Consider the following 23,775-nt stretch of genomic DNA (forward strand, 5'->3'; position numbering starts at 1 on the left):
TTGGGCTTCACCTTCTATACTGAGTGGCTATCCTTTGCGAGTCGGCTCTTTCGTATGCAGCATTTTTGGACGGCGTTTCATCATCATGAGTGGCATGCGCACCATAAAATCTTTCCAATCGCTTAACCGATAGGGAACAGCAGGAGTAACATAAGGTACACCAAAACTTTTTAGTTTTACCAAATGACTCGTAAGCAAGAGAAAAAACAAAATCACTCCGTACAATCCAAACATGGCTGCGGAGAACATGACCAAAAACCGAATGAGACGTAAGGAAATACCCAGGTTGTATGACGGAATGGCAAAAGAGGAAATAGCAGTGACAGCCACGACGATTACCATAATTGGGCTGACAATACCTGCTTGTACTGCAGCTTGACCAATAATCAGTCCACCGACAATCCCAATGGCAGGGCCGATTGGTTTCGGCAATCGAAGACCGGCTTCTCTCATAATTTCGATGGAAACTTCCATGATCAGTGCCTCCAACAGAGCGGGAAACGGAACTCCTTGTCGAGTGCCGATGATGGAAATAGCTAATTCGGTAGGAATCAACCCTTGGTGAAATGAGATAAAGGAAATATAGAGGGCCGGTATAAGCAAGGAAGCAAAGGCAGTGAAAAAGCGCAACAAGCGAATGAATGTGCTTGGAATCCAGCGCTCATAATAGTCTTCAGGCGATTGCAGGAGCATGCTGAACGTAACGGGAACGATTAAGGCAAAAGGAGTACCATCCAGCAAGATGGCCACTCGTCCTTCCAGTAATGCACTGATGACGCGGTCAGGCCGTTCTGTGCTCTGCACCTGCGGGAATGGGCTGAGATAATTATCTTCAATAAATTGCTCCACATAGCCGGATTCCGGCACATGGTCAATTTTAATTTTCGTAATTCGGTTTTTTACTTCTTCAACCAACGCGGGATTCGCAATATCTTTCATATAGGCGATAATCAGCTCTTTTTTTGCACGCTCGCCCACCTGAAATTTTAGGAAGAGAAGATCTCCATTTTCACCGTGTCTCCGTAAGAGGGCGGTATTTTCGCTTAACGTTTCCGTGAAGCCTACTCTAGGGCCTCTGACCAAAGATTCTGAGACAGGTTCATCTATATTTCTTGTTTTTACTTTTACAGTATTAAGAAGGAGAGCATTTGCGGCCCCTTCAATCAATAGTGCCGTGAAGCCAGTCAATACTTTTGTCCTCAGATCGTATACATCCCGGCATTCCAGTATTTCATGGATGGAAAGCACATGATTGATGAAAAACTCTTTGGAAACAGAAACGTCCCCGGAAGAATTCTCCTGTACCATCACTGCCACAGAATCATTCATGAGCGTTTTCAGAATAGTATTATCGATGAGATCCCGATCGGATAACCCATCTACAAAAATAATGGAAGCACGGATGGCAGTCTGTCCGAAAGAAAATTCGCGGATATGCACATCTGCGTTTTGGCCGATTTCCTGACGGATAAGATTCAAATTCGATAGGTAATCGTCTGTAAATGGAGCGATACTTTCCATCTATATCACTCTTCCTCCGTTGTACGAATCCAATGAAATAATCTTGAAATCGCATAAGGAACAAGAAAAACGACTGCGGCTTGAATAAAAACTGGCCAGGCAGGAAGATTTGAAACAATTGTTTTCCACATGGTTTTCCTCCTTTGCAGCTTCATTACAGTCCTAAAAAGAAACTTGTCCTATTTTGTTCTAGCATGGTAATTCTTATTCCAGTCAGCTGGAAAATGTGGTATTCAATGTTCAGGTTAGGCCACTCTGGATCGGGGGAATCGGTTCTGATAAAAAAAGAAGGATAAAAATCACAACGATTTTCATCCTTCTTTTTGCTATTTTAATGATTTTTAACGACTTCCTGCCCCCGCACATTCCATGTAAGCGCGAAAACAAGAGCAGCCAATGCGCACGAACCTGTCAGCAACATAAATCCTGCATCCCAGCCGGAGGCATCAACGATAACCCCCATCAATGCGTTCGCTGTGACTGTACCGCCCAGGTAACCAAACAGACCCGTCAGCCCTGCAGCGGTTCCGGCAGCCTTTTTCGGAACAAAATCAAGGGCTTGCAAACCAATCAGCATAACTGGACCGTAAATCAGGAAACCGATGGCGATCAGGCAAATCATATCGACAACGGAATTTCCTGGTGGGTTGAACCAGTAGACCAGAACAGCGATCAATACGCCGAGCATAAAGACAAACCCTGCGGGTCCACGGCGGCCCTTGAACAATTTATCGGACAGCCAGCCGCACAGGAGCGTTCCCGGGATACCTGCCCATTCGTACAGGAAGTAGGCAACACTCGACTTGCTCATATCAAAGCCTTTTTCGTCACTCAAATAGGTCGGCGCCCAGTCCAGAACGCCGTAACGGACGAAGTAGACGAAGATGTTGGCAATTGCGATTGCCCAAACCCATTTGTTGTTCAATACATATTTGAAAAGGATTTCTTTTGTGGAGAATTCTGTTTCAAACGTTTTCTTCTCTTTGTTTGGATAGTCATTGCGATATTCTTCGATAGGCGGCAGGCCGACTGACTGCGGAGTATCGCGAATTAAGAAATACGTAATGAATGCAAAGACAATGGCAACCAGAGCAGGCAGGATAAACACGCCTTCATACCCGGAAGAGGTATTACCCGAAAGCCCTGAGAACATCGCTACACCTGCTACAGCGAGGGGGGCCATCAAGCCTCCGCCCACGTTATGGGCCACATTCCAAATGGCTGTTTTGTTTCCTCTTTCACTTACACTAAACCAGTGTACGAGGACACGCCCGGATGGAGGCCAGCCCATACCCTGGAACCAACCGTTCAGGAACAGCATCACAAACATGATCGTGACGGATGAGGTGAAGTAAGGAACAACCCCCATCAATAAACTGATAAGTGCAGAAAGAATCAAACCGGCAGGCAAGAACATTCGCGGGTTGCTTCGGTCCGAAAAAATGGCCATTACAAACTTGCTGATCCCGTAGGAAATCGAAATGGCAGATAACGCAAAACCGAGCTCTGATCTTGTAAATCCTTCTTTAATCAAATCAGGCATGGCGAGTGAGAAGTTTTTGCGGATGAGATAATACGCCGCATAACCGATGAAGATTCCGAGAAACACTTGAAGCCTGAGTTTTTTATACTCAGAATCAATTTGTTCGTCAGGCAATCTGTCAATAGGCGGTGCAGGCTTAAACAGTTTGAGCATCTTATTCCTCCCCCTAGGTGATTTCTAACAAAGATGGAAATGCACGTAAAAAAACCCATACTTTAATGGCGCTTTCAAAAATGAAAGTGCCAAAAAGTATGAGTCTCCGAATCTCCATCATAGTTAACTTGTCGTAAGTGTATTCTATTATTCTGTGAAAACGTTGTCAATGCCGAGCCCGTGGAACAGGCTTAAAAATTCTGGAGCAGAAGGAAATTATCCGAAAAAACGTGGTCGCACCACTTCAAAAAAGCCTCGATAGAGCCTTTTCTTATGTGTATGTGATTCAAAAAAATACATTTTTTCCAAATATAAGTATATCTTTATATTAACTCATCTGTATGAGGGGGGTAAAGCAAAGAGGTAGGGGGCAGCTTTTTTGCACAAGTAAAAATGAAGGAGGCATTGCTTGATGTATGTTTTGATGAGAAAAACAGGAGTTTTGGTAGTACTATCGCTTATCTTAATTTTTTCTCTATTCCCGCAGTCTTCTGACGCCATGACAGCGTGGACTCCCAACACTGTATACAAGGTAGGAGACATGGTTACGTATCAAGGGCAAAATTACAAATGTACTTTTGCTCACACATCGCTTGTCGGATGGGAACCGCCTAACGTACCGACACTGTGGCAACTGCAAGGTCCCTCTGCTCCCGATACCATCCCACCTACGTCCCCCACAAATCTTAGTGAAGTAGGGGTATCAAGTAGTTCGGTCAGCTTATCTTGGTTAGCTTCTACGGATAACATAGCTGTTCAGGAGTATCTCGTCTACAACGGAGATACACTTGCTGGTACATCGAGTACAACATCCTATACTGTGACTGGGCTTTTACCAAATACGACATATTCATTCACGATCCAGGCAAAAGATGCAGCAGGCAATGTATCCCCACCCAGCGCCTCGATATCGGTAACCACTTTATCGAAATCCCCAAATGAACCGGTGTCCAAACGAGTTTTGATCGGCTACTGGCATAATTTTGACAATGGTTCTACAGTACTCAAGCTAAGAGATGTCTCAGATAAATACGATGTCATCAATGTTGCGTTCGCAGAACCAGTCGGTGGCGATCATGCGACAATGGGATTCGTGCCGTTCAATGCATCTATTGAGGAATTTAAGTCGGATATCGCCTTGTTGAAATCAAAGGGGAAGAAGGTCCTCATCTCGATTGGCGGAGCGAATGGTACAGTAGAGCTAACGACGGAAGCTGCCAAACAAAATTTTATTACCTCGATGACCTCGATCATTCAAACGTATGGTTTTGATGGTATGGATATTGATCTGGAGGGAAGCTCCCTGTCGCTAAATGCAGGGGACACCGATTTTAGAAATCCGACAACGCCTAAAATTGTAAACTTAATCTCTGCGACTCAGACGATCACGAATACATTTGGCCCATCCTTCATTTTGACGATGGCGCCAGAAACCGCTTATGTCCAAGGAGGCTACGCTTCCTATGGTGGGCCGTGGGGCGCTTATCTGCCTGTGATTCATGCCCTACGTGATCGAATGAATTATATCCACGTCCAACACTATAATTCTGGAGCGCTCGAAGCATTAGATGGTCGTACGTACCAACAAGGAACGGCTGATTTCCAAGTAGCGATGGCAGAAATGCTATTGAAAGGATTCCCGATCGGGCGTAATCCTAACAACATGTTTCCTGCCTTGAGGGAGAACCAAGTCGCGATCGGGCTACCTTCTGCTCCAAGCGCTGCCGGGGGAGGGTATACGTCTCCTGCCGATATCCAGAAAGCTCTTCAATATTTGGTAAAAGGCACGTCTTTTGGAGGAACCTACAAACTCCAAAATCCAGCTGGTTATCCGCAGTTCCAAGGAGTTATGACCTGGTCTATCAACTGGGATGCCAGAAATAACTATTCGTTTGCCAATCATGTTCGCACTTCGCTTGATTCATTGAGCAAGTAATGACGGAATCTTCATGCAAAAAGAGAGGCACCAGAATTTAGCCGACAGAGGCAACCCTCCCTAGGTTCTTACTGGGGAGGGTTTTACGCTTGGTTACCTAACACCCCAAGTAGAGGGGCAGTATTATTTCCTTACCAACAAAGGTAGTTGTTCAGTTTGGAAAAATTTATTCGTTTGTAATATATCAAAAAATCAGTATAATGATACTTATTTGTCTTTGTGAAGTGGACTGTGATTAGAATAGCCATCCATCAAAGATAGAATCATATAGAAAGCGAGAATCTATTGCAGGGTCGGGAGAAGTTTATCTTAGTGGGGGGACATCTATGAAAAGTATACTGACGAAGCTAAGTCAAGTAAGTCTGGTAAAGCAAATCATTGTGGGTTTGATTATTGGTATTATCCTGGCTGTAACGATCCCCGAAGTAGCAAAACCCATAGTAATTTTAGGTTCTTTATTTGTAGGCGCTTTGAAAGCGATTGCACCTGTGTTGGTACTCTTTTTGGTTATGTCAGCCATTGCTCAACATAAAAGTGGGCACCAAACGAATATGAAATTCATTATTGTCTTATACCTTTTAGGAACCTTCTTAGCTGGATCAATCGCCGTTATTGCAAGCTTTATATTCCCTGTAGGCTTAACACTTGTAGAGGGAGCTAAGGATGTGACGCCTCCTAGCGGCGTTGTAGAGGTTCTCAAGACATTGCTGCTAAATGTGGTTGATAACCCGGTTAATGCAATTGTTAAAGCGAACTATATCGGTATTTTAGCTTGGGCAGTACTTATTGGTTTGGCTTTACGAAATGCCGCTGATACGACAAAAACGATGATTACTAATCTTTCGGATGCGGTATCGAAATTGGTTGGTTGGGTAATTAAGCTTGCACCATTAGGAATCATGGGACTAGTATTTGAGTCTATCACTACAAATGGACTTGATGCGTTAGTAGGCTATGCGAAATTACTTGCTGTTCTGATTGGTTGCATGCTCTTTGTGGCACTGGTTGTCAATCCAATCCTTGTGTATGCAGCTATACGACAAAACCCTTACCCGCTTGTTTTCAAGTGTATAAAGGAAAGCGGCATTACAGCATTCTTTACACGAAGCTCAGCTTCAAATATTCCTGTAAATATGAAATTATGTGAAAATCTAGGTTTGAATAAAGATAGTTATTCGGTCTCGATACCATTAGGGGCTACTATTAATATGGCTGGTGCAGCTGTCACGATTTCTGTTTTGACCCTTGCAGCGGTTCATACACTTGGTATTCAAGTGGATATTCCTACGGCTATCATCCTTAGCATAGTATCGGCTATATGTGCTTGCGGTGCATCAGGGGTGGCTGGTGGATCTTTATTACTGATTCCTCTAGCGTGTAGCCTATTCGGTATTTCAAATGAAGTTGCGATGCAGGTAGTCGGAGTCGGCTTTATTATTGGAGTGTTACAAGACTCTTTTGAAACGTCACTTAACTCCTCTTCAGACGTTCTTTTTACAGCAGCAGCTGAGTTTAAAGAGTGGCGAAAAGAAGGAAAGAAAATAAATATCTCCAAAGCAGCATAGGCGAATGAACTGCACCCCAATTGTGAGACTGGATTAACAATTGGGGTGCAGTTTTATTGTGGTAGAATGAGAACCTCACAGAATCTCTGTTACAGCGTTTCTCCACGTGTAAAATTAAAAATGCTTGTGACGAGTGCGGATGAAACGGTATCATGAACAATGGCGCTTTTTTAAACAACTGTTTAATAGCTGCTTTGATAGCCATTGGCCTGAATTTCCCGGTATTTTCCTCTGAAAACAAGCCAAAAAACCTCCAAGCTACTACTGTGTAGCGGCAGGAGGTTTCTCGCCTAATAACTTATGCTATCCAATCGATGGTAGATCCAGATACATGTTGGTTTTCCATTCGCTGTTGCAGGTAAGGGTTTTTCTTTTGCTCATCTATTTGCTTGTCGTTAGATAAACGTTCTGCTTGGCTAGCCTTTTGAGAATTCTCAAGCTTTTTGTCGATCTTGTCAGCCATCTTCAGCAGCTTTCCGTCCAAGTCTTCTGCCTTCCACTTTAGTTCTTCGGACCTCGTAAAATCTCCGTCCTTTGACGCGGGTTCCCACGCCTTAGCCTCTAATTCCAAGGTAATCTTAGCGCGTTTAACACTATGTACATTCTTGAGATCGTGAGTTGCTGCTAAAACAGCATGGAGGGTAGGGGAGGACAGTCGTTCTTTCATGACTTTCGGATCTGTCAGTTTTTCAACCGCATCCGCATAATAGGTGTTCCGTCTTTCCAGCATCGCCTGCTTTTGTTCAATGAGGCTTTGCAGCATCTCATTGGGCGCGTTTTTTCCATTGCTTTCGAGTCGTCGGCCAAAACGGCAGCCAATCCAGACTGCGGATTACTGATTTTTGGTTATTAGTTGTATCGGATAGAAGTTTTCCAAATTTTACTTATTCAATGCCGTGAAGTTTCAAATAGCTACTAACAGGGAAAATATACTTTGCAGAAATGTTCATGTGGAGATGATAGGAACGCGCCTTCTGACGACCGGTGAGGCGTTGTTTGCGTTTCAACTCGTTATTCTACTAGATAGGAGTCCTCACAGATGATAAAGAAAATGATTACTGGTTATAAAGCATCGTTATCTAAGCAGATCCTGTTTTTACTCGTCCTGCTTATTGTTGTTCCCTCTGTCGTTTTGAGCCTGACCTTATCACAACTTGCGCGCAACCAGTTAGAGCATGAATTATTGTCCCAAGTCGAATCGGTTACCACGATGATTACACAAGTACTCAATAATTCGTACGAGGATTATTCTGCTACGATCGATAGCTTTGCGGATGTGCAAGTTCCGCCGGGGCAAAGTGCCGATACGTATATCTATGATCGCATTCGCAACATAGAGAAAGACATCGACAATGTTTTGGCTGCGTTCATGTACTACGACAAGCGATACTACAACTCGGCGAAAAAGGAAATTGATCCGACTACCCGTGAATGGTACAAGGAAGCGATGCAGCACAAAGGGCAGGTCGTTGTGACGCCACCTTATATCGACGCGATAAGCGGAAGCTACGTGATTACGTTTGCGAAGACGCTCTCCGATGGTAAAGGAGTAGCGGGAATCGACGTTTCTATCGATCACTTAAACGAACTGGTAAAGACGTACAAGATCGGGGAAAAGGGATATGTGGGCTTGTTCGATCAGAACAACGTGACACTGTCGCATCCACGATTCCCACAAGGCAAACCGCTTGAAGACGAGCGCTTCCAAGTGATGCGTGATCAAGCACAGGGTTCTTTCGAAATGAATGATGGGGAGCTTCGAGAATATTACCATTTCGACAAGCAAAATTCGCTCCGATTAAACGTTGTTTCCGTGATTGATTGGAGTGAAATCAATCAAAAAACGGGGCCATTGTTGCGGACTTCATTCTTGTTCATCGTACTGTTGCTTGCTCTCATTGCCCTGTTCGTTTGGATATTCATGAAACGCACGGTGCGACCAATCCTGCAATTGAAGCAACTGACCGACTCAATCGCGCAGGGGGATTTGACGGTCCGATCCATCCAGAGTGGAAGAACGGATGAGATTGGGCAGCTGCAATCTAACTTCAATGCGATGTCGCAAGCGTTGTCTGATGTCCTGCGTCAAATTACCGATCATTCCGAGCAAATCTCTGCTTCCTCGCACCATCTGTCTGCGAATTCGGAGGAGAACGTGCAAACGATTGAACAAGTCGCTGCCTCCATGCAAGAAATAGCGTCCATGTCTTCAGATATGAATCAGAGTATAGATACCGTGAAGCAATCAGCGACACAAGCGCAACAGGAGCTGGATGATGTCATCCGCATTCTGCGTGAGAGCACGGAAATGTCGCAGCTCATTACAGGTCTGGCCAGTACTGGGGAGGAGTCCCTCGGAGCAGCGAGACAACAGGTGAATATGATCGTGGAACATTCCATTCGTTCAAAAGATGAAATGGAGGAGTTAAAACGGGTTGCTGGAGAAATTAGCGGGGTGACGAATTTCATCCAGAATATCGCCTCCCAGACGAATTTGCTTGCGTTGAATGCTGCTGTTGAAGCGGCGCGCGCCGGGCAAGAAGGCCGCGGGTTTGCTGTCGTCGCTGATGAGGTACGCAAGCTGGCTGATCAGACAGGGTCTGCTGCTGAAAAGATCGACAGTTTGATCGATGACGTTCAGAATCGCGTCCTTCACATGGTTAGACGCACGGAGGAAGGCGTAGATTCTGCTACAGCGGGAAGCGATTTGACACAATCGGTTGAACAGCGTTTCACGGAGATGTATGAGGCCATTAACCGCATTGACGCGCACCTCGCGCAAGTAGCCCGCGTCAGCGAACGGTTAATGCAATCAAATACGGCGATGCTTGTAGCCTTTGGCGAATCGAGCGCCATGAGCCAAGCTACTGCACAAGAGGTCGACCAAGTCGCCGCAGCCAGTGAAGAACAGAATGCTTCGATGGAGGAAGTGGCGGCTTCGGCAACGCATCTTGCCAACATTGCTGAAGAGTTGCAATCATTGGTGCACCGTTTTAAATTGGAGCGCACATAATAGGTGTAGCATGATAGAGAGAAAGAAGACCGACTGACGTTGGTCTTTTTTTTTGTCCAAGTTGATCCTGATACTTACCTAAGTAACGTAAGCGTAACTTCTATCGAATTATCAACAAACGATCGATTTGGACGAGATTTCAAGATTACGGTCAGTCCAATTAACGCTACGATAAGTGCTTGTGCGGTAGCTTTCGCGTCTATACTCGAATCGAGTTCACCTGATTGGATACCCCGCTCGATCGTTTCTTGAAAGATGACAGAGAGGTACATTTGGTGTTCCCTTGTCAAAATCTCAAATTTCTCATCATGAGGGGCTAGCTCGACCATGGTATTAATGCAAAAGCATCCTCGGCTGAGACCTTCCGTATATTCCTCGTCGGCCACCTCTTTAAAAAAATGGCGAAATGCCTCTTTTACGGATGTCTGGTTTTGAAGCTTCGTTCGTATCTCGGAAGCGCGAGACATCGTGTATCTGCGTAGTGCGGCTTCGAACAATTCTTTTTTGTCTCCAAAGGTTGAGTAAATACTGGGGCGTTGGATACCCATTCGGGAAGTTAAATCACTTAATGAGGTAGCTTCATACCCCTTTTCCCAAAAAAGCTGCATAGCTGCATCTAGTACTTTTTCTTCGTCAAATTCGCGTGTTCTTGCCATAAAGAGTTCCTCTCATTACTCATGTATTTGAATCTACGTGACAGTCAATGCTTTTTGTACTGAATGGTATTTTATATTTTATTGTTTTTCATTTGTTTTGTCAATTTGAGGATGGCCTGCTCTAACGTAAAAAAAGAATGCTGTTGACAGGAAAAGAAATAGTGGGATATATTTACTGGGCGTTATAACGTACCGATCGGTATGTTATTAAAAATTGAAAGGAGGTAAGGTGAAGACAGATGGAAGGGGACATTGAAAAAGGAACAGCCAAGGCCGATAGGAAGGCGGATTCAGCGCAAGACTCTCCCATGCCTCGCTATGTAACGTTCTTGTTTTCGGTTGCTTGCGGGATGTCAGTAGCGAATATCTACTTCGCGCAGCCGCTACTTGATCATTTGTCGATTGAGTTCGGTATTGACTATTCCATCATTGGGATTCTGATCACCCTTACGCAAATCTTTTATGCGGCAGGACTGTTGTTGCTTGTCCCGCTTGGCGATTTATTGAACCAGCGTCGCTTGATTATCGGTCAGATGTTTTTATCTGTGGTAGCGCTGGTTATCGTCGGGACTGCCTCCACCAGCACGGTACTATTCGCAGGTATAGCTGCGGTGGGATTGCTTGCCGTTGTGACGCAGACGATTGTTGCATTCGCGGCGACCATGGCTGCTCCTGCTGAGCGAGGGCGAGTGGTTGGAGTAGTTACAAGTGGAATCGTCATCGGCATACTTCTAGCGCGAACCATTGCAGGAGTTTTAACAGATCTTGCGGGGTGGCGTTCCGTATATCTGGTCTCTGCTGTATTTCTATTTTTACTGGTTGGCGTGTTATTTCGGGTATTGCCAAATAGGGAACGGGAGGTAAAGCCGCTATCCTATCTCCAGCTGCTTGGATCGGTACTGATGTTGTTCGCACATGAAAGGTTATTACGTATTCGCTCTGTTCTGGCTATGCTGATTTTTGCTGCCTTTAGCATTTTGTGGACGCCATTGGTATTGCCTCTGAGTGCGCCGCCATTATCTTTGTCGCACACGGCGATTGGGGCTTTTGGTCTCGCAGGAGTTGCCGGAGCGTTAGCGGCAGCAAGGGCAGGGAGGCTTGCAGATCGAGGCTACGGACAGAGAACGACGGGTTTTGCCTTGAGTTTATTGCTACTATCGTGGCTGCTAATCAGCTGTGTAGAACAGTCGTTATTTGCCTTGGCGATCGGCATTGTCTTGCTTGATTTGGCGGTACAGGCGGTGCATGTAACAAATCAAAGCATGATCTTCACCTTGGGTGCAGAGGCGCGGAGTCGGATAACGGCGGGGTATATGGTTTTCTACTCAATCGGCTCTTCTGCTGGCTCCATTGCCTCGACCTATACATATGCCCATTTGGGTTGGGAGGGAGTATGCTTGCTCGGCGCCTCTGTCAGTGCGTTGGCTCTGGTGTATTGGGCATTGACCAGACGAGTTTCGGCTATCCCAAGAAAATAGAGCGGTTGACTGATATAAATTTTGCAAAAGGAGAGAGGGTCTGTGGAGATTGGTATTACTTCGTTTGTGGAAACGACGCCGGATGTTCAGACCGGTGAAGTGATCAGCCACGCACAGCGATTGCGTGAGGTTGTCGAGGAAATCGTCCTCGCTGATCAGGTTGGGCTTGATGTATTTGGCATAGGTGAACATCATCGCAAGGATTATGCTGCCTCTTCTCCAGCCATGGTCCTGTCTGCGGCTGCGCCACTGACAAAAAGGATTCGGCTGACGAGTGCAGTGACAGTGCTTTCTTCGGCTGATCCAGTGCGTGTTTTTCAAGATTTTGCTACACTCGATGGCCTTTCAAATGGACGGGCAGAAATTATGGCGGGACGGGGTTCCTTTATCGAGTCTTTTCCCTTGTTCGGCTATGACTTGAATGACTATGAGGAGCTGTTTGAAGAACATTTGGAACTGCTCCTGAAAATACAGGCGTCGGAAAAAGTAACCTGGAGGGGCGGTCATCGGCCAGCTATTCAGAATTTGGGCGTGTATCCACGGCCTGTTCAGAATCCTTTACCCATATGGATCGGCAGCGGAGGCAATCAGGAATCTGTTGTTCGAGCAGGTCTGCTGGGATTGCCGTTGATGCTGGCGATTATTGGTGGAAGTCCGCGGCAGTTTGCACCACTTGTGCAGCTTTACAAGAAGGTAGCCATGCACGCTGGTCATGACGTATCGCGATTAACGGTTGGGTCCCATTCACTCGGGTTTGTTGCAGAAGATACGGAACTGGCGGCAGATACATTCTTTCCTTCTACGCAGGCAGGAATGAACAAAATCGGAAGGGAGCGGGGTTGGGCGCATTATAACCGCGCTAGCTTCGATGCGGCGCGCAGCTTGGAAGGGGCGATGTATGTGGGTGATCCGGAGACGGTTGCTCAAAAGATCATCCACCTTCGCAAACATGTAGGCATGACGCGCTTTATGATGTATGTGCCGATATCCACGATGCCGCATGATCAAGTAATGAGAGCCATTGAGCTGCTAGGAACAGAGGTAGCGCCTCGGGTGCGAGAGGAAATAACTAAGTGGGAAGCAGAGACACAGCAAGAATCAACATTTGCTTAATGGAGGGATTCACGTGGATTTTCATCGTCGAGTACTGCCGGAATTAAGGCAAACATTAGCACAATTCCCTGGTTTTCAACTCGAAGAAAATATAGAGTCGAGCAGGGCCATGCTGAAAAATCCGCCTATTGTGAAGTCTGAGGACGTACGTACTACAAGTCGAATGATTCCAGGCGCAGCAGGAGAGATGCTAGCGAAAATATACGAGCCCGTCCAGCGAACTGGCAGCAAGCTTCCGGCCATGCTGTGGATTCACGGAGGAGGCTATGTGCTGGGGCACCCCGATATGGATGATGCTTTATGCGAACGCTTTGTACAAGCGGCTAATTGTGTCGTCGTATCGGTCGATTATCGTCTGGCTCCCGAGCACCCTTATCCAGCTGCCATCCATGACTGTTACGCCGGTTTAACGTGGATGACAGACGAAGCTGAGTCACTCGGCATCGATGTGGATCGGGTTGCGATTGCTGGTGCAAGCGGGGGAGGGGGGCTGACCGCAGCCCTTGCTTTAATGGCTCGCGACAAAGGCGGACCGGCGCTTATCTTCCAGATGCCGTTGTACCCAATGATCGATAACCGTAATCGTACAGCGTCGAGCTATGAAATTGAGGCTGAAAATGCAACCTGGAACCGGACGAACAATTTGGCTGCTTGGAGCATGTACTTGGGCGAAGGTGCCGCTGACAGTCAGGTATCCGCATATGCGGTGCCATCGAGAGCAGAGAGCTTGGCGGGGCTGCCTCCGACGTATACGTGCGTAGGACAGCTCGATCTGTTCCGAGATGAGACGATCGAATATGTGACGCGCCTTGCACAAGCGGGCGTAGACGTAGAATTTCATCTGTATCCCGGATGCTACCACTGCTTTGAAGTGTTTGTCCCTGAAGCGGAAGTGAGCCAGCGCGCCAGCCAAAGCTATGTGGATGCGATGGCAAGAGCGCTTAATCCTAAATAATCGATGAGACAAAAAGCACAACAACCGAACGAGGGAGAACTCGGCGATTGTTGTGCTTTTGTAAGCTTTTGTAACCGCAATGGTACAGGAATTTTCGGTCAGCTTCTCATTGAATTGTTGCCTGTTTTTCCTCCATCACATCATTGATTAATATGACGCCATGCGAAAGGGTCGTTCCGCCGCCGAATGCTCCAGCTACCGCTACGGTTTCAGCAATTTCTTTTTGGGAAACTCCGTCGTTGAGAGCTGCTTCTAAATGATAGACAATGCAGTGCTCATTTCCGGAATAAAGGGAGATAGCCAGTGCCTGCAAATGCTTATGCTTGGATGACAATTCACCGGACGAAAAGCATTGGCTGGTGAATTCATTATATGCTCGCAAGGCCTCTGGCATTAGCTGCCCAAAAGCTTGCAGTCCTTCACGATATTGTTCGGCCAAATAGTGCTCCATGGTTCCATTTCCTCCTATTTTAAAATCGCTGATAGTATTTCTTTGCTGGGAAATTTTCATACTGCTTATCCTTTATAGAGGTAGGATCACATCTGTAACTAATTGATTTTTCAGGTGTTTTTTCTTCTTCTTGAATGCAAATATATTTAGTCATCAAGTATTTTCCTCGTAAATATAATTGTGGATATTATTAAAACATATTAAAATATATGAAGTGATCTACGAATATAGCGTAAGGCGGAGAGGTGAATAATCTTACTAACCAGTAGGAATGCTTGATAAGAAGTGAAGAGAGATGTAAGGGGCAGTTTTTCAATCAATAAAACAAGAATGACTAGAAGCTATCCGAAAATACCGCCAACAGCAGAGAGGAAGAGGAAGCTTACGTGGAAAACAAAGAACTGAAGAGAGGCCTGGAAGCGCGTCATATTCAGATGATTGCTTTGGGCGGTACAATTGGTGTTGGGCTATTTATGGGGTCAGCCAGCACGATCAAATGGACGGGCCCATCCGTCATGTTAGCTTATGCAATTGTAGGAATTTTTATTTTTTTCATCATGCGTGCAATGGGTGAAATGTTGTATATGGAACCGAGTACGGGTTCATTTGCGACCTTTGGGCATAAGTATATCCATCCGTTAGCAGGTTATATGACGGCCTGGAGTAACTGGTTCCAGTGGGTCATTGTCGGGATGGCAGAGATCATCGCCGTCGGGCAGTATATGCAGTATTGGTTCCCGGATTTGCCGCCTTGGATTCCAGGTATTATTGCCATGGTGATTCTCGGTGCAGCAAACTTGGTTTCGGTAAAATCATTTGGTGAATTTGAGTTTTGGTTTGCCATGATCAAGATTGTAACGATCGTTTTGATGATTATTGCAGGGTTTGGATTGATTTTCTTTGGTATCGGAAATGGTGGAAACGCAATCGGATTATCGAATCTGTGGGAGAATGGCGGATTCTTTACAGGCGGTTGGACAGGCTTTTTCTTTGCTCTTTCCTTGGTGATCGGGGCTTATCAAGGTGTCGAGCTCATCGGGATTACAGCAGGGGAAGCAAAAGACCCGAAAAAAACATTAACGAGTGCGATCCAAAGTATCATCTGGCGTATTTTGATTTTCTATATCGGTGCGATTTTTGTTATTGTAACCGTTTACCCTTGGGATCAATTGCAGGCAATCGGCAGTCCGTTCGTTGCTACTTTTGCGAAAATCGGTATTACCGCAGCGGCAGGTATCATTAACTTTGTCGTGATCACTGCGGCCATGTCTGGCTGTAATAGCGGAATTTATAGTGCAGGGCGTATGCTGTATACCTTAGGCGTAAATGGCCAAGCCCCGAAAGTATTTACAAAGCTGTCTTCGAATGGTGTGCCGTTGTTAGGTACCATTGGTGTTCTGATCGGTCTGGGTATTGGGGTTATCTTAAGTTATATCGCCCCAGAAAATCTTTTCGTATATGTGTACAGTGCGAGTGTGCTGCCTGGTATGGTTCCGTGGTTTGTCATCTTGATCAGTCAAATCAGATTCCGAAAAGCAAAGGGTGCTGAAATGGACAACCATCCATTCAAAATGCCTTTTGCCCCAGTGTCCAACTATTTGACCATTGCTTTTCTCATCATGGTACTCATCGGTATGTGGATCAATGATGATACACGCGTCTCCCTGATAGCCGGGATTGTCTTCTTGGCGATTGTGGTCATCAGTTTCTTTACACTCGGAATAAACAAGGCAGTACCACTGGACGAGCAATCAAACAAGAAATAATGAAAAGGGGCCAACTTTTGTTGGTCCTTTTTTTGTTCATCAAATCGCCTTTGTACGGCATACCTACTTCGTTTATCATTAGGAGGACTGGACTGGTTAACCGCTTGGGGCCGCCAATGTCCGGGCTCGTCAATGGGTAGACTAAAGCGGGATACTCATTCATGATCTGAGAAAAAAGGAGCATAAGAATGAAACAACGCAACTATACACCGATTATCGTTATTCTCACCATAGCGATTAACACGCTTGTCGCCATCTTGTACTTCATGCCGAAAAACAATGATTTCAGCCATCTTGACCTGACGTTTCTGCCGTTTTTTAATGCGGTCATGAACAGTTTTACCTTTATATTTTTGATTGCCGCCCTTGTTTCCATCGTGAAGTTTAAAAACGTGAAGATGCATCGAGGATATATTTTTGCAGCCTTTTCCACAACAGCTCTCTTCTTGGTTTCGTATGTGATCTACCATGGAATGGCACCTAGCACTTCCTACGGGGGAGAGGGAATTCTGCGTCCGATTTATTACTTCATCTTGATTACACATATTCTGTTGTCGGCGATTATCGTTCCATTTGCGCTGGTTACGACTGCACGTGGACTCAACATGAAAGTGGAAAAACATAAAAAAATCGCCCGCTGGACGATGCCGATGTGGCTGTATGTCAGTGCGACGGGCGTCATTGTTTACATCATGATTTCTCCATACTATTAATCAGAAAAAGAGCATTAGCTGTTAAAAGCTAACGCTCTTTTTTTATCGAAGAAGCCTTAATATATTACCAATCCCATCGGCTTTGTTTGATTCCGAGATTTACGGCGAGTACAGAAGCAATCGGTTGCTTGATGGGGGCAAGTGAATTTGCCGTGCAGCTGGATTCTGGCTGATAATTCAATTCCTGCGCTTTTTGAATATCGGCTTCGGCTAGATTGTTCGTTTTGTTTGCTTGCTCATAACAGGGCGGTGAAATATACGTCTTGTTTGTATGCTCCAATATGACTCGTGTATCAGGTGAGGGGCCTGCCTCAACAGGAATGGAAAGCACGCCTGCTATTACAACTACAGCACCAATGCCAATAAGAAGTCCTCGCTTCATCCTATTCACTCCATCTATTTAGTAAAGGATTGTCCAAATGAGCGGATTTATTGTAACACCTTATTTCCAAGTCAGTAATGGCTCAATGTAGCTATTTACATAAAAAACCACCGCCTCCAATTTGGGACGGTGGTTGGTTTATCTATGAAATGATCTCTATGCCGTTTTCGTCTACACCGAGAGCTTGTCGTGCCATAATCTTGAATTCTTCCAGCCCTGATTTCAGCGCAAAGGTAGCAAGAGTGACAGGATACGCAGCCGTCATTTCGACGATGTGCTCATGCATGCGGGGCCAAACACGGCCTCCTGCTTTCTCATACCGTTGGATGAAATCGGCCAAGCCAGTATCACCGAACAACAGGTAAACGACTGTGAAATCAACAGCAGGGTCAGCGACTTCTGCCTCCGTCCAATCGAGGAGCCCCGTTACCTTGCCGTTTTCAGCAACCAGGATATGTCCTGGATGGAGGTCACCATGCACAAGAGCAGAGTGAGCAGGCCAGAATGTGTCATCCGCAAGCCATTTTTGCCATCGATCCCATAGCGCCCCAGAAACGCCAAAGACGTGTTTGACTTCATTCATCTTTTCTCGAAGGCTTGCTCGTGCTTCGCTAGGCTGCTTGACGCGGATACCAGCATCTCGAGCAAGATCATGATGAATAGCGTGTAATTCCACCAATGCTTCCGCCCACGTTTGGATGCATAGTTCAGGTAGAGATTCAGGATTCAGATACCACTCATAATTTTTTGTTTCCATATTGATCGTCGCTATCGGTGTGCCACCTAGGATCGGATAAGCGATGAATTCAGAGGTGTGAACCTGCCAATCCGGTACTTCGACATGTAGATGTTTTGCCACGAGATCTAACACCTTTTTCTCATAACGGGCTGTCTCCACGACATCGTCCCGGCGCGGTTGGCGTAATACCCATGGAACACCGTCTATCGTACTTGCAAAAATCGCAAGGAAATCTAAGCCGGATTCATTCACTTTCACGGTAGTTGAGTCTACAAGGATTCCGTTATTTTTCGCGATTGCAAGCATTTGCTCTACATTGTTTTTTGACATAACAAAAACACCTCATTCATGAATAGTTAAAATCAATTCAAACACAAATAAACCCATACCATTCCGTTTTTGAAAATGGCTGAGCCTACATGGGGTGTTGGCGATTTTAACGAAGTCTCATGAATGCGATGCCCATTGCAATGTCCATCATCGTAACCTCCTATAATTGAAAACAAAGATAGTGTACCATGGAATCTAACGAATAGCGACAAGGAGATTAGCGATGATGAAATTGGTTTCTTGGAATGTAAATGGACTTCGGGCATGTGTGAACAAAGGTTTCTATGAGTACTTCAATAAAGTGAACGCCGATATATTTTGCTTGCAGGAAACGAAGCTGCAAGAAGGTCAAATCGAGATGGAGATCGGCGAGGAGTATCATCAATATTGGAACTACGCAGAGAAAAAGGGTTACTCCGGAACGGCTGTCTTTACAAAAATGGAACCACTATCTGTTCGTTATGGCTTGGAAGAAGACCATGAGCCTGAGGGACGAGTCATTACGCTGGAGTTCCAGGATTTTTACCTGGTCACCGTATATACCCCGAATGCGAAGCGTGAGCTATCAAGATTGGATTATCGGCTGGAATGGGAGGATCGGTTTCGGAATTACTTGTTGGAGCTAGATGCGAAGAAGGCCGTGGTGGTGTGTGGGGACCTGAATGTCGCCCATCAAGAGATTGATTTGAAAAATGCGAAGTCCAATCGCGGTAATTCTGGCTTTACTCCTGAAGAGCGTGGGAAGATGACGAGTTTGCTGGCAGCCGGGTTTGTGGATACCTATCGATATTTTTATCCGGATCAGACAGATGCCTATACGTGGTGGTCTTTCATGCCGAAAGTGAGAGAGCGGAATATCGGGTGGCGCATTGATTATTTCCTCGCGTCTGAGAGATTGGCTCCATCGCTGCTTGGGGCGGGAATTGACTCACAGGTAATGGGAAGCGATCATTGTCCGGTTGTGTTGGAGCTCGGGACCATCGAGTGAGTATACTATGCCGGTAGAAACGGGGCCGAATGATGTGGTCCCGTTTCTCTTAGTATGCAAAACTATATATAAACAATGTTGTACGTAGGCTTCGTTACGCCGTTCGCGTACTGTTTCATGTCCACTAACTCGAGTTTGAGACGTGGCTTCGCACTTCCAAATAGAGGGACACCTTCCCCGACCATCACCGGATTCACTTTCAGCACTAATTGATCAATCAGTTGATGTGCCAGTAACGCTCCTGCCAATTCACCGCCCCCACATAGCCACAGCTTGCCGTTTTCTTGCTGTTTGAGATTCTTGATAAATTCGATGGCATCGCCTTTGACCAACTCGACTTCTGCATTGGATTCAAATTGCATGGATTTTGAGAAAATATAATGCTTGATTCCCTTATAGCCTGGTTCGCCGGGCTTGGCACCGAATTTAAACCCAAACTCGTAGGTTTTGGCGCCCATCAGCACAGCATCATATTCCTGAATTTCAGATAAAAAGTCGGGTACATGGTCCCCCTCAAATAAAAAGAGAGTGCTGTCGATATTTCCGTCCATCATGGCTTGATCGGCAATGAAATTGTCTAGCGAAACGGCAACGTGATACGTTAAGGTAGCCATACAGAGATCCCTCCTTTTTCGTACTTCCATTTTATGTGAAACAGCTGGGATTTGAACACACTAGAATTGACATAGTCGTAGATTATCGTTTATTTTAATAGTTAAGTTAGCTTAATTATTGGCGGTGGTTAAATGAATGAAGAGCTCGTCGCTTTTGTCCGGGAGCTAAACGAAATCGAGTATGCTTGCCAGGTGATGCTGACGCAAGAATACGCGGATGTGCTGGATGAGACGATTACGAATAACCAGATCATTATGATTAACTTGTTGCATGATCGCGGTCGACTGCTCACTGGTGAATTGGCAAAGCAAATGGACATCACGGCAAGTGCAGTCAGCCAAATGTTGAACAAGATGGAAAAGCGCCAGTTAGTCAAACGTTCGATTAACCCCGGGAATCGCCGGGAAATTTTTGTTGAGCTGGATACTGCCGGAGTGAACTATATCGAAACAAGCCGCAAGATTGAATTGTCGATCATTGAGCGCTTCTATTCCAAGCTTCCTTACGAAGATTTGGTAGCGCTAAAGGAAATAATGTTGAGGTTTCGGAGAATTATTGAGGAAGAGCAGACGCGGAAGACAGTTGAATAAGTACGAAACAAGGGTAAGCGGCTGGGGCATCAGGAAACGGGCGAATGTCCTGGCTAACCTGCGTCTAATATTTAAGTTTAATTAAATATTAATATGCATTAATAATTTGTGCGAAGGAGGCAGATTCACTATGCGGATTTTTGAAGTTGTGTTTGTCATTATGGCTATAGGCTTATTGTGGTACTTAATTTGGGCTCGGAAAGCTTCAGGGCGGCTATTTCTATGGGGAATGCCTATTTTGCTGGTCAGTACAGGGCTGTTTCACCTGATTTTTGAAAAGGCGCGTTGGCAAATGGGTCTAGCTTATTTGGTTGCTCTAATCGCCCTATGCATGTACGGAGCCAGGGCTTACCGGAACACGATAAGGGATAGAGAATGGAAGAAGTCTATTTTACTCAGTGTGCCGGCTTTTCTGATCAGCGCACTCGCCATTTGCCTGCCATTTATGTTACCTGTCTTTTCCTTTGAGAGGCCGACGGGCGCTTATCGAGTAGGAACGGTTACCTACACATGGTCGGACAACTCTCGCATAGGGAGTGACGGGAATTCCAGAAAGATCAATGTGCAGATCTGGTATCCAACTAATTCGTCATCTTCTGCTACTCCGGGTAAATACATTTCCAATCTGCCGGCGTTTGCCAAAGCTATCGAGGAACAGTACGGATTTTCTGGGAAAGTATTGAGTTACCTCGAGCAGGTGGAGACGCATACTTACGCGGGAACTTCCTTCGCTTCAGACTTAAAAGAAGCACCAATCATTTTCTTATCGCACGGGAATATGCTAGGTAGCCGCTTCACGAATACGTTTCAAGCGATTGAATTAGCCAGCCACGGTTATATTATAGCCGCGGTCGAGCATCCTGGGACGGCGATGATGTCTGTTTATCCAGATGGCAGCTATGCTCCTTTCATAGATACGAGCTCTCATCTCCCTATGGAATACAACGTACAGAACCATGCTTCTATTCCCGTTATCAAGGAGCAGACGCAAGATATCGAATTTGCCCTTCAGCAGCTTATGGATATGAGTGAAAGTGTAACGGAGAGTCCGTTTGCCCATCGAGCTGACTTTTCGAATGTGGGCATCATCGGTCACTCCTTTGGGGGGGCAACTGCGGTGGATGTTCTATACAAAAATCCTGCATTTAAAGCAGGTATTAATATGGACGGCTACTTGTACGGTGAGGATCGTGACAAACCGTTAACGAAACCGCTGATGATTATGAACGGAGGCTTCAAATTACCAGAAATGGAGGATTCGCCGGAGATGAAACTAGCTGAAGAAGGGCGGCGAGAGCGAGTATTAGCTCAATCAGGTGTGGAGTTGGATATCTGGCAGGCGGGGCATCTCAGCTTTACAGATTTTCCTCTGTATTCACCACTGATGGACGCGCTTAGTCCTGAAGTGCGGCGCAATCACACCATTATTAACGAAGTATCGCTAGCCTTCATGGACCGGAATCTCAAGGGTGATCCAAATACTTCCTATTTAGATGTTGTGGAGCGCTATCCAGATGTTACGATAAGGATGAAGTGATGTACCTGCAGTGTTGTAGAGGGGCCATGCAATGGGTGGAGATGTAAGCTAGTTTTGGTGCTGATTTGGGATACTGACTGACTCATAGGGTAGGAGGATCGGGATGAAAAAAATGACGACGGAGGAACGAGTCCTTTTTGACGAATTATATAGATCGGATGAGAGGAAAGTAGAAATTCTCCACTCCTTGGGCAAGCTGGGAAGCATGATGACACTGACCTTTCTCTTGCCATTTGCCTTGGAAAAAAGAGAAGAAGTACGAAAGGCAGCACTTGCGGCTGTCCATCAAATAACCACACGCCTGCGTAAACAAGATTTCATTAGCTTGGACCAATACTTACGGAGGTTGACCCCTTATTCAAATAGAAACCAGTTGGCAGCGTGGCATGAATTGTTACCTGAGGATATTCGTGCTTTTTCTATCAACGATGAGTCAGACCTCAATTTCATCGGAATTTGCAGCTTTCATCGTAACGGTTATGTAAGAGAAGCGGCGATTGAAGTGTTGTTAAAACAGGTTACGGGTGCGGAGCTTCCCTTTTTGTTGATCCGTTTGAATGATTGGCAGCCTAAAATTCGTTATCTGGCGTTTAAGGCATGTAAGCTGAGATTCCGTCCCAATTATGTGAAACACTTTCTCGAATCGATTTTCTTGTTGAAGCATTTGTCCGCATACTATAACCGTGAAAAGTTCTCCGATTTCCTAGAGGAGATCGACGCAATGTTTCGTCATCCAAATAATCGAGACGTGTTGCGAAGTGGTTTTCACTCAAAAGACCCGGTTGTTCGGCGATTTTGCTTTGATTTGGCAATCAACCTGCTTGATATCGATCCGGATGAGGTCATTGCAGAGGCTTTGATTCAGAAGGATGCTTTGATCAGGCTCCAGACGGTTAGGCATATGTGCAAACAGGACGAAAATGAGCGCCTGCGAAAATGGCTGGGTCGAATCCGACGTGACGTTTTTCCTTCTATTCGCCAACTGGCCCTACAAGCTTATGTGGATCGCTTTCCAGAGGAATCGACTGATGCGTTGCTTGCGGGACTGCTTGATGGACATAAATCGATCCGAGAAATGGCCCGGTTTTATTTGAAAGACAAAAATATCAATTTCGCTGCCTTCTATCGGGCAAAATTGGTGGATACCGAGGAACATGTGATACCCATAGCGATTGTGGGAGTAGGGGAAACGGGTGTGAGGGCAGATGATCAATGGATGCTCCCGTTTTTGCGCCATGAAAATGAACGAATACAAAGAGCAGCCGTGAAGGCACTCGCTATGCTGAATCCGGAAGATCACATCGAAATTTTTATCCGCGCGCTTCAAGCTGATAAACGAAGCGCATCTCGTGAAGCAAGACAAATACTAGCGGATCGGGTGGAGCTTCGTCATACGGATATGCTCTGGGAGATGCTCGAAAAAGATGTATGCCTTCATGTGAAGAAAAACATTCTCTTCTTATTTTCGAAGATCAACAAGGCAGACAGTATTTCATTATTATTACGGGCATGTGTTGTGGAAGAAAAGGAAATACGCGATGATGCAATCCTGTATGTCGAGCATTGGCTGTATGGATATAATAGAAGGTTCTATTTGCGATTAAAGGATGAACAGCGTGAGAAAATTATCCATATTCTTGAAGCAGTTCGAAAGTTTCTTCCGGAAGATATAGCTGAATCTGTCGAGTCACTCCTTGCGAAAAAATAACAAAGGGGCACCATTATAGGTGT

Annotated in this window: 21 protein-coding genes; 12 read left to right on the forward strand and 9 right to left on the reverse strand. The window is 45.6% G+C overall.

Annotated features, from left to right (window positions below):
- Positions 1 to 27 precede the first annotated feature (27 nt).
- From C7R94_RS17535 to glpT, 3 genes are all read right to left on the reverse strand, one after another.
- Positions 28 to 1,521, reverse strand: a complete 1,494-nt coding sequence (locus C7R94_RS17535; protein ID WP_106783286.1) for a spore germination protein — start codon at positions 1,519 to 1,521, stop codon at positions 28 to 30.
- A 5-nt stretch (positions 1,522 to 1,526) separates the two neighbouring features.
- Entirely contained in the window at positions 1,527 to 1,652 is a 126-nt protein-coding gene (locus tag C7R94_RS30835; protein ID WP_012684041.1) for a hypothetical protein, read from the reverse strand.
- A 200-nt stretch (positions 1,653 to 1,852) separates the two neighbouring features.
- A complete protein-coding gene (glpT, locus tag C7R94_RS17540; RefSeq protein ID WP_106783288.1) occupies positions 1,853 to 3,217 on the reverse strand; it encodes a glycerol-3-phosphate transporter in 1,365 nt (454 codons plus the stop codon).
- A 412-nt stretch (positions 3,218 to 3,629) separates the two neighbouring features.
- Here glpT and C7R94_RS17545 point away from each other — a divergent pair, with 412 nt between their 5' ends.
- Both C7R94_RS17545 and sstT read left to right on the forward strand, forming a co-directional pair.
- A complete protein-coding gene (locus C7R94_RS17545) occupies positions 3,630 to 5,153 on the forward strand; it encodes a chitinase (RefSeq protein WP_106783291.1) in 1,524 nt (507 codons plus the stop codon).
- Between the two features lie 326 nt (positions 5,154 to 5,479).
- Positions 5,480 to 6,718 carry a serine/threonine transporter SstT gene (gene sstT / locus C7R94_RS17550; protein WP_106783293.1) on the forward strand — a complete coding sequence of 413 codons (1,239 nt, stop codon included), beginning with the start codon at positions 5,480 to 5,482 and terminating at the stop codon, positions 6,716 to 6,718.
- Between the two features lie 298 nt (positions 6,719 to 7,016).
- Here the strand turns inward: sstT and C7R94_RS17555 are convergent, their stop codons facing one another.
- Positions 7,017 to 7,481: a hypothetical protein gene (locus tag C7R94_RS17555; protein WP_106783295.1), complete on the reverse strand. Its 465-nt coding sequence runs from the start codon at positions 7,479 to 7,481 to the stop codon at positions 7,017 to 7,019.
- A gap of 276 nt (positions 7,482 to 7,757) precedes the next feature.
- Between C7R94_RS17555 and C7R94_RS17560 the strand changes: the two genes are divergently transcribed.
- The gene (locus C7R94_RS17560) at positions 7,758 to 9,731 is read left to right on the forward strand and encodes a methyl-accepting chemotaxis protein (RefSeq protein ID WP_106783298.1); all 1,974 of its coding nucleotides are present in this window, start codon (positions 7,758 to 7,760) and stop codon (positions 9,729 to 9,731) included.
- Between the two features lie 74 nt (positions 9,732 to 9,805).
- Here C7R94_RS17560 and C7R94_RS17565 read toward each other — a convergent pair whose 3' ends face one another.
- Complete coding sequence (locus C7R94_RS17565; protein WP_106783300.1) at positions 9,806 to 10,387, reverse strand: TetR/AcrR family transcriptional regulator; 582 nt, start codon at positions 10,385 to 10,387, stop codon at positions 9,806 to 9,808.
- A gap of 239 nt (positions 10,388 to 10,626) precedes the next feature.
- On the opposite strand from C7R94_RS17565, the gene C7R94_RS17570 reads away from it, so the two are divergent.
- From C7R94_RS17570 to C7R94_RS17580, 3 genes are read left to right on the forward strand one after another with little or no spacing between them, the layout of a single operon-like run.
- A complete protein-coding gene (locus C7R94_RS17570) occupies positions 10,627 to 11,865 on the forward strand; it encodes an MFS transporter (protein WP_106783302.1) in 1,239 nt (412 codons plus the stop codon).
- A gap of 42 nt (positions 11,866 to 11,907) precedes the next feature.
- The gene (locus tag C7R94_RS17575; RefSeq protein ID WP_047074620.1) at positions 11,908 to 12,978 is read left to right on the forward strand and encodes an LLM class flavin-dependent oxidoreductase; all 1,071 of its coding nucleotides are present in this window, start codon (positions 11,908 to 11,910) and stop codon (positions 12,976 to 12,978) included.
- Between the two features lie 13 nt (positions 12,979 to 12,991).
- The gene (locus C7R94_RS17580; RefSeq protein WP_106783304.1) at positions 12,992 to 13,933 is read left to right on the forward strand and encodes an alpha/beta hydrolase; all 942 of its coding nucleotides are present in this window, start codon (positions 12,992 to 12,994) and stop codon (positions 13,931 to 13,933) included.
- 106 nt (positions 13,934 to 14,039) lie between these two features.
- On the opposite strand, the gene C7R94_RS17585 is transcribed toward C7R94_RS17580, so the two are convergent.
- Entirely contained in the window at positions 14,040 to 14,384 is a 345-nt protein-coding gene (locus C7R94_RS17585; protein ID WP_106783306.1) for a carboxymuconolactone decarboxylase family protein, read from the reverse strand.
- 386 nt (positions 14,385 to 14,770) lie between these two features.
- Between C7R94_RS17585 and C7R94_RS17590 the strand changes: the two genes are divergently transcribed.
- Positions 14,771 to 16,150, forward strand: coding sequence for an amino acid permease (locus tag C7R94_RS17590; protein ID WP_047074616.1), 1,380 nt, complete (start codon positions 14,771 to 14,773; stop codon positions 16,148 to 16,150).
- Positions 16,151 to 16,338: 188 nt separating this feature from the next.
- Positions 16,339 to 16,863, forward strand: a complete 525-nt coding sequence (locus tag C7R94_RS17595) for a DUF420 domain-containing protein (RefSeq protein WP_047074614.1) — start codon at positions 16,339 to 16,341, stop codon at positions 16,861 to 16,863.
- Positions 16,864 to 16,927: 64 nt separating this feature from the next.
- Here C7R94_RS17595 and C7R94_RS17600 read toward each other — a convergent pair whose 3' ends face one another.
- Together C7R94_RS17600 and mphJ are read right to left on the reverse strand one after the other, a co-directional pair.
- A complete protein-coding gene (locus C7R94_RS17600; protein ID WP_106783308.1) occupies positions 16,928 to 17,245 on the reverse strand; it encodes a hypothetical protein in 318 nt (105 codons plus the stop codon).
- A 142-nt stretch (positions 17,246 to 17,387) separates the two neighbouring features.
- Positions 17,388 to 18,314 carry a macrolide 2'-phosphotransferase MphJ gene (mphJ, locus tag C7R94_RS17605; protein WP_106783310.1) on the reverse strand — a complete coding sequence of 309 codons (927 nt, stop codon included), beginning with the start codon at positions 18,312 to 18,314 and terminating at the stop codon, positions 17,388 to 17,390.
- Positions 18,315 to 18,540: 226 nt separating this feature from the next.
- Here mphJ and C7R94_RS17610 point away from each other — a divergent pair, with 226 nt between their 5' ends.
- Positions 18,541 to 19,302, forward strand: a complete 762-nt coding sequence (locus tag C7R94_RS17610) for an exodeoxyribonuclease III (RefSeq protein WP_106783312.1) — start codon at positions 18,541 to 18,543, stop codon at positions 19,300 to 19,302.
- A gap of 62 nt (positions 19,303 to 19,364) precedes the next feature.
- Here C7R94_RS17610 and C7R94_RS17615 read toward each other — a convergent pair whose 3' ends face one another.
- Positions 19,365 to 19,916: a dihydrofolate reductase family protein gene (locus C7R94_RS17615; RefSeq protein WP_106783315.1), complete on the reverse strand. Its 552-nt coding sequence runs from the start codon at positions 19,914 to 19,916 to the stop codon at positions 19,365 to 19,367.
- A 132-nt stretch (positions 19,917 to 20,048) separates the two neighbouring features.
- On the opposite strand from C7R94_RS17615, the gene C7R94_RS17620 reads away from it, so the two are divergent.
- From C7R94_RS17620 to C7R94_RS17630, 3 genes are all read left to right on the forward strand, one after another.
- Entirely contained in the window at positions 20,049 to 20,507 is a 459-nt protein-coding gene (locus C7R94_RS17620) for a MarR family winged helix-turn-helix transcriptional regulator (protein ID WP_047074607.1), read from the forward strand.
- A 130-nt stretch (positions 20,508 to 20,637) separates the two neighbouring features.
- Positions 20,638 to 22,044 carry an alpha/beta hydrolase gene (locus tag C7R94_RS17625; RefSeq protein ID WP_106783317.1) on the forward strand — a complete coding sequence of 469 codons (1,407 nt, stop codon included), beginning with the start codon at positions 20,638 to 20,640 and terminating at the stop codon, positions 22,042 to 22,044.
- A 103-nt stretch (positions 22,045 to 22,147) separates the two neighbouring features.
- On the forward strand, positions 22,148 to 23,752 hold the full coding sequence (locus tag C7R94_RS17630) for a HEAT repeat domain-containing protein (RefSeq protein ID WP_106783319.1): 1,605 nt from the start codon (positions 22,148 to 22,150) through the stop codon (positions 23,750 to 23,752).
- Positions 23,753 to 23,775 lie beyond the last annotated feature (23 nt).

It is taken from the genome of Brevibacillus sp. NRRL NRS-603 (assembly GCF_003013445.1).
In the GTDB taxonomy this organism is placed as follows: domain Bacteria; phylum Bacillota; class Bacilli; order Brevibacillales; family Brevibacillaceae; genus Brevibacillus; species Brevibacillus formosus.